This is a genomic window from Nevskia soli DSM 19509 (assembly GCF_000711955.1).
Classification (GTDB): Bacteria; Pseudomonadota; Gammaproteobacteria; order Nevskiales; family Nevskiaceae; genus Nevskia; species Nevskia soli.
In genome coordinates this window covers 17,410-35,619 of sequence record NZ_JONR01000041.1, presented here as the reverse complement: position 1 = coordinate 35,619, position 18,210 = coordinate 17,410, and the positions used below count along the sequence as shown (strand labels likewise).

General features: G+C 66.1%; 12 protein-coding genes. 8 read left to right on the top strand and 4 right to left on the bottom strand.

The window, feature by feature from the left end:
• Window positions 1-2 precede the first annotated feature (2 nt).
• Window positions 3-1,484 carry an oligosaccharide flippase family protein gene (locus tag BP26_RS0118720; RefSeq protein ID WP_029922090.1) on the top strand — a complete coding sequence of 494 codons (1,482 nt, stop codon included), beginning with the start codon at window positions 3-5 and terminating at the stop codon, window positions 1,482-1,484.
• Between the two features lie 131 nt (window positions 1,485-1,615).
• On the opposite strand, the gene BP26_RS0118715 is transcribed toward BP26_RS0118720, so the two are convergent.
• On the bottom strand, window positions 1,616-2,629 hold the full coding sequence (locus tag BP26_RS0118715) for a class 1 fructose-bisphosphatase (protein WP_029922089.1): 1,014 nt from the start codon (window positions 2,627-2,629) through the stop codon (window positions 1,616-1,618).
• A 709-nt stretch (window positions 2,630-3,338) separates the two neighbouring features.
• On the opposite strand from BP26_RS0118715, the gene rpoE reads away from it, so the two are divergent.
• Window positions 3,339-3,914 (top strand): RNA polymerase sigma factor RpoE, encoded by a 576-nt coding sequence (gene rpoE, locus BP26_RS0118710; protein WP_029922088.1) that lies wholly within the window; start codon window positions 3,339-3,341, stop codon window positions 3,912-3,914.
• A 65-nt stretch (window positions 3,915-3,979) separates the two neighbouring features.
• Here the strand turns inward: rpoE and BP26_RS0118705 are convergent, their stop codons facing one another.
• On the bottom strand, window positions 3,980-4,804 hold the full coding sequence (locus tag BP26_RS0118705; RefSeq protein WP_029922087.1) for a helix-turn-helix transcriptional regulator: 825 nt from the start codon (window positions 4,802-4,804) through the stop codon (window positions 3,980-3,982).
• Between the two features lie 129 nt (window positions 4,805-4,933).
• Here BP26_RS0118705 and BP26_RS0118700 point away from each other — a divergent pair, with 129 nt between their 5' ends.
• Window positions 4,934-5,821, top strand: coding sequence for an SDR family oxidoreductase (locus tag BP26_RS0118700; RefSeq protein ID WP_029922086.1), 888 nt, complete (start codon window positions 4,934-4,936; stop codon window positions 5,819-5,821).
• A gap of 177 nt (window positions 5,822-5,998) precedes the next feature.
• Here the strand turns inward: BP26_RS0118700 and BP26_RS0118695 are convergent, their stop codons facing one another.
• Entirely contained in the window at window positions 5,999-6,409 is a 411-nt protein-coding gene (locus BP26_RS0118695; RefSeq protein ID WP_029922085.1) for an RNA-binding S4 domain-containing protein, read from the bottom strand.
• A 369-nt stretch (window positions 6,410-6,778) separates the two neighbouring features.
• On the opposite strand from BP26_RS0118695, the gene BP26_RS0118690 reads away from it, so the two are divergent.
• Window positions 6,779-7,588 (top strand): ferritin-like domain-containing protein, encoded by an 810-nt coding sequence (locus BP26_RS0118690; RefSeq protein WP_029922084.1) that lies wholly within the window; start codon window positions 6,779-6,781, stop codon window positions 7,586-7,588.
• A gap of 39 nt (window positions 7,589-7,627) precedes the next feature.
• On the opposite strand, the gene glgA is transcribed toward BP26_RS0118690, so the two are convergent.
• On the bottom strand, window positions 7,628-9,112 hold the full coding sequence (gene glgA / locus BP26_RS0118685; RefSeq protein WP_029922083.1) for a glycogen synthase GlgA: 1,485 nt from the start codon (window positions 9,110-9,112) through the stop codon (window positions 7,628-7,630).
• Window positions 9,113-9,279: 167 nt separating this feature from the next.
• Here glgA and glgC point away from each other — a divergent pair, with 167 nt between their 5' ends.
• The 4 genes from glgC (at window position 9,280) to glgB (ending at window position 18,189) form a co-directional block, all read left to right on the top strand.
• Window positions 9,280-10,539 carry a glucose-1-phosphate adenylyltransferase gene (gene glgC / locus BP26_RS0118680; protein WP_029922082.1) on the top strand — a complete coding sequence of 420 codons (1,260 nt, stop codon included), beginning with the start codon at window positions 9,280-9,282 and terminating at the stop codon, window positions 10,537-10,539.
• Between the two features lie 122 nt (window positions 10,540-10,661).
• Entirely contained in the window at window positions 10,662-12,677 is a 2,016-nt protein-coding gene (locus tag BP26_RS0118675; protein WP_051749159.1) for an alpha-1,4-glucan--maltose-1-phosphate maltosyltransferase, read from the top strand.
• Window positions 12,674-15,988: a maltose alpha-D-glucosyltransferase gene (gene treS, locus BP26_RS0118670; RefSeq protein WP_051749158.1), complete on the top strand. Its 3,315-nt coding sequence runs from the start codon at window positions 12,674-12,676 to the stop codon at window positions 15,986-15,988. The genes BP26_RS0118675 and treS overlap by 4 nt, the downstream gene beginning before the upstream one ends.
• Window positions 15,988-18,189, top strand: coding sequence for a 1,4-alpha-glucan branching protein GlgB (gene glgB, locus BP26_RS0118665; RefSeq protein ID WP_029922079.1), 2,202 nt, complete (start codon window positions 15,988-15,990; stop codon window positions 18,187-18,189). The genes treS and glgB overlap by 1 nt, the downstream gene beginning before the upstream one ends.
• The last annotated feature ends 21 nt before the right edge of the window (window positions 18,190-18,210 follow it).

The following is an 18,210-nucleotide window of genomic DNA, read 5'->3' as shown; positions in this document are numbered from 1 at the left end:
TCATGGCGCCGGCATCCGATGGCGCTTCTCTGCCGCCGCCGGCGCATGGCGCCTCGCGCGTGGTGCTGCGCAACACCACGCTGGTGACGGCCGCGCAGTCTCTCGCCGCGCCCTTGTCCCTGCTGGTGAGCGCGGTTGCGGCGCACAAGCTGGGACCGGCCGACTTCGGCCATCTCTACCTCGCCGCGAGCTTCGCATCCACCGCCTTCATCCTGGTGGAATGGGGCCAGGGTTCGGAGCTGACCGCCCGCATCGCCCGGCAGCATTCGGCGGCGGGCGAACTGCTGGGCAGCAGCCTGGCCTGGCGCCTGGCCGTCGGAGCACTGGCCGCGCTGCTGTTGCCGCTGGCCTGTCGGCTGGCGGGCTACGACCGGGTGTTCGCGGGGATCCTGAGCCTGACCCTCGCCGGCTGCGCTTTCGCCAGTCTCGGCGCCGCCTGCCAGGACGCGATGCGCGGATACGAGCGCAGCGGGTTCAGCGCGGCCTGTGCGCTGGGCGCGCAACTGGGCGCGGTGCTGGTGCTGGTTCCGATCCTCCTCGCCGGCAGCGGGCTTTTCGTCTACCTGGCGGCGCAGGCCGTCATCGGCGGCCTCGGCGCACTGGTGCTGGTGCGCGCCATGGCACCGCTCGGGGTGCCGCAGCTGCGGCCGCGAACCCGCGCCATGGGGGAATTGCTCCGCGGCGGAACTCCGTTCGTGGTCTTCAACCTGGTGGTGGCGCTGCAAACCGGCATCGACGCGGCCATGCTGTCCAGGTTCGCTAGCGCCGAATCGATCGGATGGTATGCCACGGCACGCAAGCTGACCGGCGGCCTGCTGATACCCGCCAATGCGCTGATCGCCGCCCTGTTTCCCACGCTGTGCCGGCTCCACGCCGGCCAGCCTGCCGCCGCGGCCGCGACACTGTCGCGGGCCGTGCAATGGACCGTGCTCTGCGCGGTGCCCGTCGCCCTGGGCTGTGCGTTATACCCGGAACTGGGCGTGCAGGTGTTCGGCGGCGCCGCCTACGGCGGCGCCGCGGAAGACCTGCGCATGCTGGCTCCCTTCATGCTGCTGGTCTACGCGACCATGCCGCTGGGCACCGCCCTGATGGCGACCGGCCACAGGCGCGCCTGGACACTGTCGCAGCTCGGCTGCCTGGTGGTGAGCGCAGTGTTGGATCCCCTGCTGATTCCCTGGTTCCAGGCACGCACCGGCAACGGCGCGATGGGCGTTTGCGTGGGAACCGTCGCCAGCGAAACCCTGATGCTGGCAGCCGCGCTGACCACGCTGCGCAGCACCGCACTGAATGCGATCCTCCTTCGGGCGGTTGCCCGGGGCGCGGCAGGCGGCGCGGTCATGCTGGCGGCCTCGGTCTTGCTCTCGTCGCTGAATCCCTGGCTGGCGGCGCCGTGCGCAGTGGCCGCATACGCCTTGTCCCTCGCCGCGCTGGGCAAATTCGGTCGCGCAGGCGGTTCAGCGCCGCGAAAAGCGGGACGCGAATAGTGCGAGCTGCCGCCGGAAGCCGGAAGGACCCGCGCTGAGGCAAGCAGCGCCAACCTCAACCCGGGCCAGGACGGGTCAAAGCAATCAGGGCGATCTCCGATTGCTTTCCTACCCTTCGAAAAAACGAGCCGCTAGCCCTCGCGGTGATACCCGGTCACCCGCTCCACCTCATTGCGTGAGCCGAGTATCACCGGCACACGCTGGTGCAGCTTGCTGGGCTTCACCTCGACGATGCGCTGGCGGCCGGTGGTGGCGGCGCCGCCGGCCTGTTCGACGATGAAGGACATGGGGTTGGCTTCATACAGAAGGCGCAGCCTGCCGCCCTTGTCCATGGTCTTTGCGTCGATCGGGTACATGAAGACGCCGCCGCGCGTGACGATGCGATGGACGTCGGCCACCATGGAGCCGACCCAGCGCATGTTGAAGTCCTTGCCGCGGGGGCCTTCCTTGCCGGCGACCAGTTCGTCGATATAGCGCTTCACCGGCGCTTCCCAGAAGCGCGCGTTCGACATGTTGATGGCGAATTCCTTGGTGTCGGGCGGGATCTGCAGGTTCTTGCCGGTGAGGAGGAAGCTGCCGACTTCGCGATCGAGGGTGAAGGCGTGGGTGCCGTCGCCCACCGTCAGCACCAGGGTGGTCGAGGGCCCGTAGACGCAGTAACCCGCGGCGACCTGGGTGGTGCCGGGCTGCTGGAAGGCTTCGTCCTCGGTGCCGGTCATGCCCTCCGGACAGCGCAGGACCGAGAAGATGGTGCCGATGGACACGTTGACGTCGATATTGCTGCTGCCGTCGAGGGGGTCGAAAACCAGCAGGTAGCCGCCCTTGGGAAAATGGTGCGGGATGGCATGGGGGTGGTCCATTTCCTCGGAAGCGAGGCCGGCGAGGTGGCCGCCCCACTCGTTGGCTTCGAGCAGGATGTCGTTGGACAGCACGTCGAGCTTCTTCTGCGCCTCGCCCTGCACATTGCCGGTGCCGGCTTCGCCGAGCACTCCGCCCAGCGCGCCCTTGCCCACGGCGATGGAGATGGTCTTGCAGGCGCGTGCGACGACCTCGATCAGGAGGCGCAGGTCGGCGCCGATCTTCCCCTTGGCGCGCTGCTCTTCGATCAGGAAGCGGGTAAGGGAGACGCTATTGGGACCGTTCATGAGTGCTGGAATTGGGGGGAAAGTTGAAGGGAGTCGATGCAGTTTATCCGGCAAGGCGCCCGCATACCACGATGTTCTTGCGGGTAACCCGGCGACCACTCGGGTTCGGGCCTCACTGCGCGAACCTCCTATCGCGATATCCAGCGACATCGCATTCTCGCGGACGACCTCCAGACAATTGCTGGGCTGAGGGACAGTTCAACAGTCGGCTTTCCGAATTCCCGACTCCGGCAAGGTCGGCCCGGCACCGGGCTTTCTATCGAATGCAATCGCGGTCTGTCGCCGATTGTTCGCCGATGCGCGGGCCTCGATGGACGTCTCCGCCGTCAAATGCGGACTCCGGTTTTTACAATCGGGTATGTAGGTCTTACACGCTTCGGCGGATTCGCGGTCGGCAATTCTCTACCGATCAACAATAACGCATTGAAAATATAGAAATTTCTATTTCACGATGAAGATGGCACGCCGCTCGCTCGTATATCCGGGACAAGAGCATTCACAATCCACGGAGATACACATGAGCGCAGTAGCCCTGACCAAGCTGAATACCCGCACCGCTGGCCGTCGCACCCGTCAACGCGGGGCGCAGGCACCGGGCCGGCTGGGCAAGGTCACGGCGCTGGCCGCCCAGACCAGCGCGCTGCGGGCACCGGTGGTCGCGCATATCGTGCCGGCGCAGCCGGAGCCTGAGGTCGCCCGCGAAGCGCAGATCGATCACAGCGGCGACCAGGCGCTGGTGGTGCGCGCGCAGGAAGGCGAGCAGATTGCCTTCGAGCTGCTGGTGCGCAAATACCAGGGCCGCTTGATCCAGCTGGTGGCGCGCCTGGTGGGCGAAGGCGATGCGCCGGACGTGGCGCAGGAATCCTTCATCAAGGCCTATCGCGCGCTCGGCAGCTTCCGCGGCCAGAGTGCGTTCTACACCTGGCTGTACCGCATTGCCATCAACAGCGCCAAGAACCATCTCGTCTCGCGTTCACGCCGTCCGGCCACGCAGGATCTGGATGTGGCCGATGCCGAGAAGTACGGACACGAGGAGCACCTCAGCGATCTGGGCACGCCGGAAGCGAATCTGCTGGCCGACGAAATCAAGGAGACGGTTGCGCACGTGATGAAGAAGCTGCCGGGCGACCTGCGCCAGGCGATCACGCTGCGCGAGATGGAAGGACTCAGCTACGAGGAGATTGCGCAGGTGATGGAATGCCCGATCGGCACCGTGCGCTCCCGCATCTTCCGGGCGCGCGAGGCGATCGACGCGGCGGTAGGTCCGCTGCTGGCTCACAACTAGGGCCTGATTCCCCCGCCCCGCCGAACAGGAAAGCCGGCTCCGTGCCGGCTTTCCTGTTCACGGCATCAGGCACTCAGGTACGTTTCGATCAAGGAACGAATCCGCTCGGCATCCTCCGGCGTCGACGGGTTGTAGATCACCATTCCGAGATCCGGCCGGCCATCGACGGAGAAGGCCGAATATTCCATCCCGAGCCGGCCAACGGTCGGGTGCAGGATGTATTTGGTGCCTTCGCCGTAATTGCGGACATCATGGTCCTGCCACATCCGCCTGAACTCGGGACTCAGGCGGCTGAGGTCCTCGACCAGTGCGTCAACCTCCTTCGAGGACCCGGCGCGCACCGTGTCTGCGCGGAAGGCCGCCACCACGAATCGCGCTACGCTTTCCCAATCCTGTTGCGCAGCGCGGGCGCGCGGACTACAGAAAATCAGGCGCAGGATATTGCGCTGTTCGCGAGGGAGCTTGCCGTAGTCGGTCAACACCGCGGCGGCGGCGCGATTCCATGCGACGACATCCCAGGTCAGGGTTTTCACGATGGCCGGACTCAGCTCCAGCGAGTCCAGCACGCGTTGCAGTCGCGGCGTTACGCCCTCGGGCGCCTGATAGCGGACCTCGGGCGGCCGGCCCAGTCCAAGCCGGAACACGTGCTCGCGCTCCGCGTCCGTCAGCATCAGCGCATGGGCGATCCGTTCCAGCACCCCGGCCGAGGGCGCACCGCCGCGTCCCTGTTCGAGCCAGGTGTACCAGGTTGCACTCACCCCGGCGCGCTGCGCCACCTCCTCGCGCCGCAAGCCGGGCGTTCGCCTGCGGCTCAAGGGAAAGCCGAAGGCCATGGGATCGAGCTTGCCGCGCCGATCCTTCAGATACGTGCCCAAGCGGTTCTCGTCCATCACGCGACACCATCCTGTCGGCCCATCGTGTTAGCCCATCATATTAATTTTTATACCCGTATAATGACACTACTTTACCCGGATATTATAAAAGCCGAGAGTAGCCTCCATCCACTGCTGGAGGTTTCAATGAAAGTCTTTGTTACCGGTGCAACCGGTTTTATCGGCTCAGTGATCGTTCGGGAACTCATCGGCGCCGGTCATCAGGTGATCGGGCTGACACGGTCGGATGCGGGCGCCCAGTCTCTGAGGGCCGCCGGCGCCGAGGTGCATCGGGGGAATCTCGAAAACCCGGAGAGCCTGCGCAGCGGCGCGTCCGGATCGGACGGCGTGATCCACTGCGCCTTCGACCACGACTTCTCGAACTTCGTGGCGAATTGCGAAAAGGACGCGCGCGCCATCGAGGCGCTCGGCTCGGCCCTCGCCGGATCGGACCGCCCCCTGCTGATCACTTCCGGCACGGGAATGGGTAACGCGGAGTTCGGCCAACTGGCGAACGAAGACATCTTCAATCCCGACCATCCGAATCCCCGCAGGGCATCGGAACTGGCGGGGGTGGCGCTGTCGGCGGCTGGAATCAATGTGTCGGTGGTACGCCTGCCCCAGGTCCACAACACGGTCAAGCAGGGCCTCGTCAGCCCCCTGGTGGAGCTGGCCCGCGAGAAAGGCGTCTCCGCCTATGTCGGCGATGGACTCAATCGCTGGCCGGCGGGACATCTCCACGATGTCGCCCGCCTGTACCGGCTGGCGCTGGAGAAGCGCAAGCCCGGCAGCCGGTATCACGCGGTGGCCGAGGAAGGCGTGGCGGCGCGGGACATCGCGGAGGTCATTGGCCGGGGCTTGAAGGTGCCGGTCGTTGCCCTGTCTCCGGACGAAGCGGCAGCCCACTTCGGCTGGCTGGCCATGTTCGTCGGTCTGGACTTTCCGGCTTCCAGCGCGAAGACCCAGGAGCGATTGGGCTGGCACCCGACCGGGCCCGGATTGATCGCCGACCTGGAACGGATGCGCTATGCCTGAACGATGCGTACCCGCGGCCCCTGCCGGCCGCGGGTACGGCCGGAGCAAGCGGTGGATCAATCCGCCCCTACGAGGCTTCGATCATCTGGATACCCCGGTTACGGTGACGGACAATTCCATCTGCGCCAGGGCCCGAAGCGGGTGAAGACGAAGTCCTGCCCTGCTTTCAGGCCGGCGTCAGAATGCGTCGATGTCGCCGAGGGCCTGGATCAGGCGGCGGGCGCGCTTGTCGGGCTTGGTGGGCGGCCTGGCGTAGCCGGCGTTCGCCATCCGGCGCTGCTCCGCGGCGTTCTCGCGCGCGGTGCGGCTCTGTTCGGTTTCCCGATAGCACTGCTGCGCCTGCGGGGCGGAGCCGCGCTGGGTGCTCGGCGCGACGACTTCGATTTCGTAACGGTCCTGGCCGCGGGTGATTTCCAGGCGGTCGCCGATGCGCAGCAGCTTGGCCGGCTTTCCGGCGGCTGCGCCGCCGACCTTGACCTTGCCGCCCTCGATCGCCTGCTTGGCGAGGGCGCGCGTGCGGAAGAAACGGATGGCCCACAGCCAGACATCGAGGCGTACGGTTTCCTGCGTATTGCTTGCTTCGGTCATCGGTCTCCGCCTGCCTGCAGGATGGAATGATCGATGGTCCGGGCGGGGCGGCATCCGGAGCATCCATCTCAAAATATTACGGTCCACGGCGCGAATCAATCGCGTTCCGGTGACTTTACCGAAAGCCTTACCACCCGTTTCGACACGCCGGGGCTGCGGATCGACCGGTCCCGGCCGGATTGTCGTAGTCTGAGGCGGTGACAAGGCCTGGGGGCGCGGTCCTGCTCCGGTTGGATCGCGCCCCTGCTGCAAACCATCTTTACGCAACTTTGGCCCCCATGGGGACGTCAAAGCGGTGAACCGGCCTGGTCCGGCGTCCGTTCGCACCCGCGCGATCGGAGCCCTGCCCGTTCGAAAAAGGAAGCAGCCATGAGCCTCAAGCAGCATTGGACACTGGACAGCATTCCCTGGGGCGAACTGCGCCGGGAGTATGTGGCGGATAGTGAAGAGCTGTTCTACATGCTGGCTGGCGCTTCCTTCATCGAGACCACCTCGGACCTCTACACGCGCAACCTGGTGCGGCATTTCGCCGATAACCCGGAAGTGAGCGAGTGGCTGGAGCAAGGCTGGGAGCCGGAGGAGCTGCAGCACGGCGCCGCCCTGCGCGAATACGTGCGGCACGCCTGGCCGGAGTTCGACTGGGAGGCGCGGTATGCCGCGTTCTTCGCCGACTACAGCGCGCTGTGCAAACCGGAGATGCTGCTGCCGCTGCGCAGCCTGGAGCTGGCCTCGCGCTGTGTGGTGGAGATGGGGACGGCCAGCTACTACACCGCCCTGCACCACGCCAGCGGCGAGCCGGTGCTGGCGCAACTGACCCAGCACATCTTCGAGGACGAGGTAGGGCACTACAAGTATTTCTACAAATACTTCCGCCAGTACCGCGAGATCGAGAACACCAGCCGCACGCAGGTGCTGGGGGCGCTGTGGCATCGCCTGCGGGTGATCGAGGACGAGGATTCCTACATCGCGCTGTGCCACGTCCACGCCGCGCGGCATCCGGGCCAGCCCTACGACAAGGCGGTGTACAAGGAAATCACCGGGCGCTTGCGCAAGCTGGTCGGCAAGCACGTGCCGTACCGGATGTCGGTGAACATGCTGCTCAAGCCGCTGGACATGGCGCCGATGGCACGGCGGGTGGTGCAGCCGGTGATGGAGGGAATGGCGCGGCTGGTGGCCTGAAGGCGGCAGTAAACACCGGCCGGCACGGCGGGTATGGATTCAGCCCGGCGCAATCGGGCCGGGGTGGCGCGGCGCCTGCAGGGAGCGATACAGGCCGCGGTATTCGGCGGCGGAGCGCAGCCATGAGAAATCGGCCGCCATGCCGGCCCGCCGCAGACCGTCGCGTGTCGCCTCGTCGGCGATGAGTTCCAGGGCACGGCGCAGACCGTACAGCACGCCGCCGACGTCGGCGTCGCGGAAATGCACGCCGGTGGCGCGGCCGGCGGCGAGCGTGGCCGCATCGGCATCGACCACGGTATCGATCAGGCCACCGGTGCTGCGCACCACCGGGATGGTGCCGTAGCGCTGCGCATAGAGCTGGTTGAGGCCGCAGGGTTCGAAGCGCGAGGGGATCAGCAGCAGGTCGGCGGCGGCGAAAATCTTGTGGGCCAGCACTTCGTCGTGGAGCAGGCGGACGGCGACCCGGTCGGCGGCCGTGGTTCCGGCAAAGGCGGCGAAGGCTTCCTGCAGGGCAAGGTCGCCGGTGGCGAGCACCACGTATTGCGCATCCAGCCCGAGCAGTTCCTCCCTGGCCGCCAGGATCAGGTCGGCGCCCTTCTGGTCGGCGAGGCGGCCGATAAACGCCACCAGGGGCCGGGTGCTGACGGCCAGGCCGAGCTCTTCCTGCAGGGCCGACTTGTTGGCGCTCTTGCCAATGGTGGCGTCGCCGGCGGTGTAGTGCGCGGCGATGAAGGGATCGGTCTGCGGATCCCAGACGGCGGTATCGACGCCGTTGAGGATGCCCCGGAGAGAGGCGGAGCGGGCCCTGAGTTCACCATCCAGGCCGCAACCATACTCGGGCGTCCGGATTTCCCGCGCATAGGCGGGGCTGACGGTGGTGATGGCATCGCTGAACTGGATACCGGCCTTGAGGAAGGAGCACTGGCCCCAGAATTCCATGGCCTGCGGCGACCACCAGCGCTCCGGGAAGCCGAGGTGCTCGAAGGTCCGGCGGTCGAACAGGCCCTGGTAGGCGAGATTGTGGATGGTCATCACCACCGCGGGCCGCTGCGGCTGGATGCTGAGCCAGGCGGCGGCGGGCGCTGCCTGCCAGTCGTGGAGGTGGACCAGCGCCGGAGAGAAGCCATTACCGCGGTGCAGGGCGAAACGCGCCACGGCTTCGGCGAAGCAGCCGAAACGCAGGGCGTTGTCCGGATGCTCCTTGCCTGCGGCGTCGCGATAGGGATCGCCCGGGCGGTCGTACAGCTCCGGGCACTCGAACAGGTAGACCGGCAGACGCTGCTCGGGCCCCTCGACGCTGTTCAACATGCCCTCGGTGACGCCGATCTGGAAGCCGTGCAGATCGAACGCCGCGACGGTGCGGGTGAATTCCAGCCGGCGCGCCAGGCCGCGGTAGCCGGGCAGGGCGACGCGGGCATCGATGCCGATGCGCCGTTGCGCCAGCGGCAGGGAGCCGACCACGTCGGCGAGTCCACCGGTCTTGACCAGGGGAAAGCACTCGGCGGCGACATGCAGGACTTTCATCGAAGTGCCGCTGAGTTTTCTGGTGGAATCTTCTGGGCCTTGCATAGTCTTATCGATATTAATCAGCTTGCTTCATCAATCAGCTTGCTTCATTGTTTCCCCACGCCCGAGATGGGCGTGGAAGGCCGATATAGCGCTCGACAACATTGAAACCTAGGACGGACACGATGGCCGGCGCAAGAGATGCCCGCTTTGTCAGCCGCCTGACCCGCGATACCCTGGCACTGGTCATGGCCGGCGGTCGCGGTACCAGGCTGATGCAGCTTACCGCGACGCGCGCCAAGCCGGCCGTGCCCTTCGGCGGAAAATTCCGGATCATCGATTTTACCCTCTCGAATTGCATCAACAGCGGTATCCGGCGCGTCGGCGTGCTGATGCAGTACAAGAGCCATCCGCTGATCAGACACCTGCAGAGGGGCTGGGGTTTCCTCCGCGGCGAATTCGGCGAATTCGTCGAGTTGCTGCCGGCGGAGCAGCGCTCGGAGAATCCTTCCTGGTACGCCGGCACAGCGGACGCGGTGTTCCAGAACATCGACTTCATCAAGCTGCACCAGCCGGCCCATGTGCTGATCCTGGCCGGGGACCATATCTACAAGATGGATTATGGCCGCATGCTGGCCCACCATGCGCGCTGCGGCGCGAAAATCACGGTCGGCTGCCTCGAGGTGCCGCTGGACGAGGCCTCCAGCTTCGGCGTGATGGAAGTGGACAAGCACAGCCGCGTGGTGGGCTTCGAGGAGAAACCCGAGCGGCCGAAGGCCACGCCCGGCAAGCCCGGCATCGCGCTGGCCAGCATGGGCATCTATGTATTCGACGCGCTGTTCCTGCTCGAGTGGCTGTCGCGCGATGCGGGGATCAGCGAGTCCAGCCACGATTTCGGCAAGGACATCATTCCGGCGGCGATCAACGAGAACGTGGTGTATGCCTTCCCCTTCACCGACCTGTACGAGCCGCGCAAACAGGGGTATTGGCGCGATGTCGGCACCGTCGATACCTACTGGAAAGGCAATCTCGAACTGATCGACGTGGTACCGGAACTGAATCTCTACGACGAAGACTGGCCGATCTGGACGCACCAGGAGCAGTTGCCGCCGGCGAAGTTCGTGTTCGATGACCCCGGTCGGCGCGGCAGCGCCTCCGACTCCCTGGTGAGCGGCGGCTGCATCGTCTCCGGCGCCGAGGTGAAATGCAGCGTGCTGTTCTCCGGCGCCCGGGTCAACGAGGGCAGCACGGTCACCGAATCGCTGCTGCTGCCCGGCGTGTCCGTCGGCCGCAACTGCCGCATCCATAAGGCGATCATCGACGAGGGCTGCGTCATTCCGGACAACACCGTGATCGGCGGCAACCTGGACGAGGACCGCAGGCGCTTCCACGTCAGCCCGGGCGGCGTCACGCTGGTGACGCCGGAGATGCTGCTGGATCGTTGAGCCTGGATCGAACGGCAGACCGGATTTGCTGTCCATTACAAGCAGACGGACCGGTCACCGCCAGTAGCGGCGGCGGTGCAACGAACGCAAAACTCGGGAATCACATGGTGGCAAGGAACGGCATGCCGCAAGCTGACACAATCGCGGACAGCGCCGCCCGCGTCGAGCGCCCGGATGTGGGCGCGGCAATCGCGGCGCCCCGCATCGTCATCACGGCGGTTTCACCGCTGGTCGAGAACGGACGTTTTCCTTCCTGCGCGGTAGTTGGACAGCGGATCGATATCGAGGCCGATATTTTCCTGGACGGCCACGACAAGATCGCGGCCCGGGTGCTGGTGTTCCATGCCGGTGCAGAACTTCAGGCTCTGCCGATGCAGCCGTTGGGCAATGATCGCTGGCGCGCTCGGTTCGAGCCGACGCAGCCCGGCCGCTACCATCTGCGGATCGAGGCCCGGCTCGACCAGTGGAGCAGTTTTCGCAGCGTACTCGAAAAGAAGTTCACGGCGGGCAAGCCCATCGCGCAGGAACTGGTGGAAGGCCGCCAATTGATCGAAGCGGCGCGCGGCCGTGCCACCGGCAATGAATTGCAGGCTTTACAGGCGCTGGCAGCGGGCCTGGAAAATCCGGACGAATCGCTGCAGGTGGACTTGCTGGTGAGCGAGACCACCGCGGCGGTGATGGCGCGTGTCGATCTGCGCGCCTTCGAGACGCGCTCCGAAGTCGAGCTGCGGATCGAGGTGGAACGCAAGGCCGCCGGCTTTGGCGCCTGGTACGAGCTGTTCCCGCGCTCGACGATGCATGCCGAACAGCAGCATGGGACGTTCGACGACGTCATCGCCCGCCTGCCCTTCATCCAGGCCATGGGTTTCGACGTGTTGTACCTGCCGCCGATCCATCCCATCGGCACCACGCATCGCAAGGGCCCCAACAACAGCCTGCAAGCCGGGCCGCGCGATCCCGGCAGCCCGTATGCGATCGGCAGCCCGGAAGGCGGCCACGATGCGGTGCATCCGGAACTGGGCGGCATCGAGGGGTTTCGCCGCTTGCGCGCGGCGGTGGCCGAGCATGGAATGGAACTGGCGCTGGATTTCGCGGTGCAGTGTTCGCCGGATCATCCCTGGCTGAAGCAGCATCCGGAGTGGTTCTCCTGGCGGCCGGACGGCTCGATCCGGCATGCCGAGAACCCGCCCAAGAGCTACGAGGACATCGTCAACGTCGACTTCTATGCCGCCGGCGCGATGCCTTCGCTGTGGCTGGCGCTGCGCGACGTGGTGCGCGGCTGGATCGGTGAAGGGGTGAAGATCTTCCGCGTCGACAACCCCCACACCAAACCCCTGCCCTTCTGGGAATGGCTGATCGCGGATATCCGCGCCGGGCATCCGGACGTCATTTTCCTGGCGGAGGCATTCACCCGGCCGGCGATGATGTACCGCCTGGCCAAGATCGGCTTCGCGCAGAGCTATACCTATTTCACCTGGCGCAACACCAAGGCGGAGCTGACCGAGTACCTGACCGAGCTGGCGCAGGGCGAGCCGCGGCATTTCTACCGCCCGCACTTCTTCGTCAACACGCCGGACATCAATCCCTGGTTCCTGCAGACCTCCGGCCGCGGCGGCTTCCTCATCCGCGCCGCCCTGGCGGCGACATTGTCCGGGCTGTGGGGCCTTTATAGCGGCTTCGAACTCTGCGAAGCGGCGGCGCTACCGGGACGGGAGGAATACCTGGATTCGGAGAAATACGAGATCCGGCGGCGCGACTGGCAGGCGCCGGGCAACATCATCCGTGAAATCTCCCGGCTCAATCAGATCCGCCGCGACTATCCCGCGCTGCAGACGCATCTGGGCCTGAAATTCCACACCGCCTGGAACGACCAGGTGCTGTTCTACGGCAAGGGCACGCCGGGCGGCGACGATTTCATCCTGGCGGCGGTAAGCCTGGATCCGCATCACGCGCAGGAAGCGCAACTCGAAGTGCCGTTGTGGGAATTCGGCCTCGGTGACCACGACACCCTGGAGGTTGAAGAACTGATGACCGGCACTCCCCTCACCTGGCGCGGCAAGCTGCAGCATTGGTACTTCGATCCGGGCCGCCTGCCCTTCGCCATCTGGCGCGTACGCAAAGCGGAAGCAAACTCATGACCGGTCCACGCACCAAGACCTCCAAGGTCAAGTTCATCAACGATCCGCTCTGGTACAAGGACGCGGTGGTCTACCAGTTGCACCTGAAGTCCTACTACGACGCCAACGGCGACGGCGTCGGCGACTTCGCCGGCCTGATCGAGAAGCTGGATTACATCGCCGGCCTGGGCGTGAATACCATCTGGCTGCTGCCTTTCTATCCCTCGCCCCGGCGCGACGACGGCTACGACATCGCGGAGTATCGCGATGTGCATCCGGACTACGGCAAGCTGTCGGATGCGCGCAAGTTCATCGCCGAGGCGCACCGCCGCAGCCTGCGCGTCATCACCGAACTGGTCATCAACCATACCTCCGACCTGCATCCCTGGTTCCAGCGCGCGCGCCGGGCCAAGCCCGGCTCCAATGCGCACAATTTCTATGTGTGGTCGGACAACGAGGGCAAGTATGCCGGCACGCGCATCATCTTCGTCGACAGCGAGAAATCCAACTGGACCTGGGACCCGGTGGCGAATGCCTATTACTGGCACCGCTTCTATTCCCACCAGCCGGACCTGAACTTCGACAACCCGCAGGTGATGAAGGCGGTGCTGTCGGTGATGCGCTTCTGGCTGGACCTGGGCGTGGACGGGCTGCGGCTCGACGCCGTGCCCTACCTGGTGGAGCGCGAGGGCACCAACAACGAGAACCTGCCGGAGACGCACGCCATTCTCAAGCGCATCCGCGCCGAGATCGACGCGCATTACCCGGACCGCATGCTGCTGGCCGAGGCCAACCAGTGGCCGGAGGATACGCAGGAGTATTTCGGCCAGGGCGATGAATGCCACATGGCCTTCCATTTCCCGCTGATGCCGCGCATGTACATGGCGCTGGCGCAGGAAGACCGCTTCCCCATCACCGACATCCTGCGGCAGACGCCGGATATCCCCCCCAACTGTCAGTGGGCGATCTTCCTGCGCAACCACGACGAGCTGACGCTGGAGATGGTGACCGACAAGGAGCGCGACTACCTGTGGGACCGCTATGCGGCGGACCGGCGGGCCCGCATCAACCTCGGCATCCGCCGCCGCCTGGCGCCGCTGATGGAGCGCGACCGCCGGCGCGTGGAGCTGCTGAATTCATTGCTACTGTCGATGCCCGGCACGCCGGTGATCTATTACGGCGACGAGATCGGCATGGGCGACAACATCTTTCTCGGCGATCGCGACGGCGTGCGCACGCCGATGCAATGGTCGTTCGACCGCAACGGCGGCTTCTCGCGCGCCGATCCGGCCTCGCTGGTGCTGCCGCCGGTGATGGATCCGCTGTACGGCTACCAGGCGATCAACGTCGAGGCGCAGGCGCGCGATCCGCATTCGCTCCTCAACTGGATGCGGCGCATGCTCGGCATCCGCAAGCAGCAGCAGGCCTTCGGCCGCGGCACGCTGAAGCTGCTCTACCCGAGCAACCGCCGCGTGCTGGCCTACCTGCGTGAATACACCGCGCCGAACGAGGCGCCGCGCACCATCCTGTGCGTGGCCAATGTATCGCGCTCGGCGCAGGCGGTGGAGCTGGACCTGGCCAGTTTCGAGGGCCATGTGCCGGTGGAAATGATCGGCGGCTCGGCCTTCCCACCGATCGGCAAGCTGCCCTACCTGCTGACGCTGCCGCCCTACGGCTTCTACTGGTTCCAGCTCGCCGCCGAGGCGCAGATGCCGTCCTGGTACGCGGCGACCCCGGAGCCGATGCCGGATCACATCACCCTGGTGCTGCGCAACGGCATGGCCGACCTGCTGAAGGACCCCGCGCGCGGCCTGCTGCAGAGCGATACCCTGCCGACCTACCTGCCCAAGCGACGCTGGTTCTCGATCAAGAACGAAACGCTGCGCAGCGTGCGCATCACCCATGCCACTCCGCTCAGTCCGACCATTCCCATCCTGCTGACGGAAATCGAGGTCGAGACCGAGCGCGGCACCGACAGCTTCCAGCTGCCGCTGGGCTTTCTTTCCGAAGAGCAGAACGCCAGCGCACTGCAATACCAGCTGGCGCTGACCCGCCTGCGTCATGGCCGGCGCGTGGGACTGCTCACCGACGCCTTCACCATTCCCGCCTTCGCGCAGGAAGTGTTGAGGCTGCTGCGGCAGGACGGCCACATCCCGCTCGAAGACGGCGAGCTGCGCTTCAGCCCCACCTCCAGGCTGGCCCAGCTGGACCTGCCGGAGGACGCGGAGGTACGCCTGCTGGCGGCGGAACAGTCCAACAGTTCGCTGTCGATCGGCGAGCGCGTGATCCTCAAGCTGATCCGGCATATCAGCCCGGGCCTGCATCCGGAAGCGGAGATGGGGCGCGTGCTGACCGAGCGCGGTTTCGCCAACATCGCGCCGATGCTGGGCGAGGTGTCGCGGATCACGGCCGACGGCACGCCGCGGGTGCTGATGGTGGTGCAGGAATTCCTGCACAACCAGGGCGACGCCTGGTCGTGGACGCAGAACATGCTGGAGCGCGCCATCCAGGATACGGCGCTGCCGATGGAAGGCAGCGAAGCGGTCCAGAAAACCGACGCCTTCCTGGAGTTCGCCCAGTTCAGCGGCGTGCTCGGCAAGCGCATCGGCGAAATGCACACCGTCCTGGCCCAGCCTTCCGACGACCCGGCCTTCGCACCGCAGCGCGCCACCAACGCCGATTGCGCGAACTGGGCGGAAGCGACCCGCGCGCGCATCGACGAGGCGCTGCAATTGCTCGGCAAGCAGCAGCAGTGGCCCAGCGAAGAAGACCGGTTGCTGGCGCAGGAGCTGATCAAGCAGCGCAAGAGCCTGCACCGCATCGCGGCCAAGCTGGCCAAGGCCGGACTCGGCTCGCTGCTGATCCGGACCCATGGCGATCTGCACCTGGGACAGATCCTGGTCTCCAAGGAAGACGCCTACATCATCGACTTCGAAGGCGAGCCGGCCCGGCCGCTGGAAGAACGCCGGGCCAAGAACAGCCCGTTCCGCGATGTGGCCGGCATGCTGCGCTCGTTCGAATACGCGGCGTCGATGACCGCACGGTCGGTGGCCGGCCGCAGCGAGGAATCGATCCAGCGCATGCGCGCGGTGATCGAGCGCTTCCGCACCGCGTCGCGCGAATCCTTCCTGGCGCAGTACGGCAGCGCGGGGGCAGTGGCCTATGATGGAAACGGGGACAAGGCCGCGGGGGCGCTGATCGATCTTTTCACGCTGGAAAAAGCCGCTTATGAAGTGGCTTATGAAATCGCCAACCGCCCGCCCTGGCTGACGGTGCCATTGCGCGGCCTGGCGGAAATCACCCAGCGTCTGACCAAAACGGAAGAAGGTTAATGCCGGACAGTCATCGCAACGAGCTGCTGCTTCCGCCCGCCGCCGCCGAGGCCCTGGACCGGGCCGAGGTGGGCGATCCGTTCTCCCTGCTCGGCCCGCATCCGGGCGCGGCGGGTACCATCGTCCGCGTCTTCCTGCCGCAGGCGCAGCAGGTGGAAGTCCTGTCGCGCTCCGGCGCCGCCCTGGGCACGCTGAGCCCGGTGCAGACGCCGGGCCTGTTCGCCGGCCTGATCCCGGCGAACACCGCATATGTGCTGCGCATCCACTGGCCGGGCGCGGTACAGGAAACCGAAGACCCCTACAGCTTCGGCCTGCTGCTGGGCGAGATGGACCTGCACCTGATCGCCGAGGGCAATCATCGCCAGTTGGGGCAATGCCTCGGCGCGCAGGCGATGACCGTGGAAGGCGTGCGCGGTGTGCGCTTCGCCTGCTGGGCGCCGAATGCGCGGCGCGTGTCGGTGGTGGGCGGCTTCAACAACTGGGACATGCGCCGCCATCCGATGCGCAAGCGCCTGGAAGGCGGCATCTGGGAGCTGTTCATTCCCAGGCTCGATCCCGGGGCGCTGTACAAGTACGACATCCTCGGCGCGCACGGCCCGTTGCCGCAGAAGGCCGATCCAGTGGCCCTGCAGTCGGAGCGGCCGCCGCGGACAGCCTCCATCGTCGCCGATCCTGCGCCGTTCCAGTGGAACGACGCCGCGTGGCTCGAGCGCCGCCCCGGGCGGCAATCCACGCGGGCGCCGATTTCGATCTACGAGGTCCATGCCGGCTCCTGGCGACGCGGCGGCGAGCATGGCGACCGCATGCTGTCCTGGGAGGAGCTGGCGGACCAGCTGATCCCCTACGTGGTCGATCAGGGCTTCACCCATCTTGAACTGCTGCCGATCACCGCGCATCCCTTCGGCGGCTCCTGGGGCTACCAGCCGCTGGGGCTGTTCGCGCCGCATGCCGAATACGGCGAGCCCAAGGCTTTCGCGGCCTTCGTCGACCGCTGCCACCAGGCGGGTTTGGGGGTGCTGCTGGACTGGGTACCGGCGCACTTCCCCACAGATCCCCATGGGCTGATGCGCTTCGACGGCACCGCGCTATACGAGCACGAAGACCCGCGCGAAGGCTTTCACCAGGACTGGAACACGCTGATCTACAACATGGGACGCCGCGAGGTGCACGGCTTCCTGCTGGCCAGCGCCCTGCACTGGCTGGAGCACTACCACGTCGACGGGCTGCGCGTGGATGCCGTCGCCTCCATGCTGTACCGGGACTACTCGCGCCAGGCGGGCCAGTGGATTCCCAACAGATATGGCGGCCGCGAGAATCTGGAATCGATCGATTTCCTGCGCCATCTCAGCGACGTGGTGCACGAGCGCTGCCCGGGCACGCTGCTGATCGCCGAAGAATCCACCGCCTGGCCCGGTGTCACCCGCCCCACCAGCGAAGGCGGCCTGGGCTTCGACTTCAAGTGGAACATGGGGTGGATGCACGACACGTTGAGCTATATCGCCCACGACCCGATTCATCGCGCCCATCATCACAACGAACTGACTTTCGGCCTGGTCTATGCCTTCTCCGAGCACTTCGTGCTGCCGCTGTCGCACGACGAGGTGGTGCACGGCAAGCGTTCGCTGATCGGCAAGATGCCGGGCGATCGGTGGCAGCGCTTCGCCAACCTGCGCGCCTACTACGGCTTCATGTGGGCGCATCCCGGCAAGAAGCTGCTGTTCATGGGCGACGAGCTGGCGCAGGATCGGGAGTGGAATCACGACACGCAACTGGACTGGGGCGCCCTCGGCGATCCCTATCACGGCGGTGTGCAGCGGGCGGTGCGCGACCTGAATCATTTGTATTCGACCCTGCCCGCATTGCACGTGGCGGACTGCCGGGACACCGGCTTCCACTGGCTGGTGGGCGATGATGCCGTCAACAGCGTCTTCGCCTTCTACCGCTCGGGCGGAGAGGCGGACCCGCCGGTCATCGTGGTGAGCAATCTCACCCCGGTGCCGCGTTATGGCTACCGCATCGGCGCACCGCGGACCGGCGCCTGGCGCGAGGCGTTCAACAGCGACGCCGGTGTCTACGGCGGCGGCAATGTCGGCAATGAGGGCTTGGTGCGTACGCGACCGGCGCCGAGCCATGGACAGCCGTTCTCGCTGGAACTGACGCTGCCGCCGCTGGCCACGATCTACCTGATTGCGGAAGGCTGAACGGCAAAGTAGGACCCACGG

Excerpts from the sequence above, each read along its gene's own strand:
- BP26_RS0118675 (WP_051749159.1), top strand. The coding sequence starts at position 10,662 with ATGCCGCAAGCTGACACAATCGCGGACAGCGCCGCCCGCGTCGAGCGC.
- BP26_RS0118720 (WP_029922090.1), top strand. The coding sequence starts at position 3 with ATGGCGCCGGCATCCGATGGCGCTTCTCTGCCGCCGCCGGCGCATGGC.
- glgC (WP_029922082.1), top strand. The coding sequence starts at position 9,280 with ATGGCCGGCGCAAGAGATGCCCGCTTTGTCAGCCGCCTGACCCGCGAT.
- glgA (WP_029922083.1), bottom strand. The coding sequence starts at position 9,112 with ATGAAAGTCCTGCATGTCGCCGCCGAGTGCTTTCCCCTGGTCAAGACC.
- BP26_RS0118715 (WP_029922089.1), bottom strand. The coding sequence starts at position 2,629 with ATGAACGGTCCCAATAGCGTCTCCCTTACCCGCTTCCTGATCGAAGAG.
- treS (WP_051749158.1), top strand. The coding sequence starts at position 12,674 with ATGACCGGTCCACGCACCAAGACCTCCAAGGTCAAGTTCATCAACGAT.
- BP26_RS0118690 (WP_029922084.1), top strand. The coding sequence starts at position 6,779 with ATGAGCCTCAAGCAGCATTGGACACTGGACAGCATTCCCTGGGGCGAA.
- BP26_RS0118700 (WP_029922086.1), top strand. The coding sequence starts at position 4,934 with ATGAAAGTCTTTGTTACCGGTGCAACCGGTTTTATCGGCTCAGTGATC.
- BP26_RS0118695 (WP_029922085.1), bottom strand. The coding sequence starts at position 6,409 with ATGACCGAAGCAAGCAATACGCAGGAAACCGTACGCCTCGATGTCTGG.
- glgB (WP_029922079.1), top strand. The coding sequence starts at position 15,988 with ATGCCGGACAGTCATCGCAACGAGCTGCTGCTTCCGCCCGCCGCCGCC.
- BP26_RS0118705 (WP_029922087.1), bottom strand. The coding sequence starts at position 4,804 with ATGGACGAGAACCGCTTGGGCACGTATCTGAAGGATCGGCGCGGCAAG.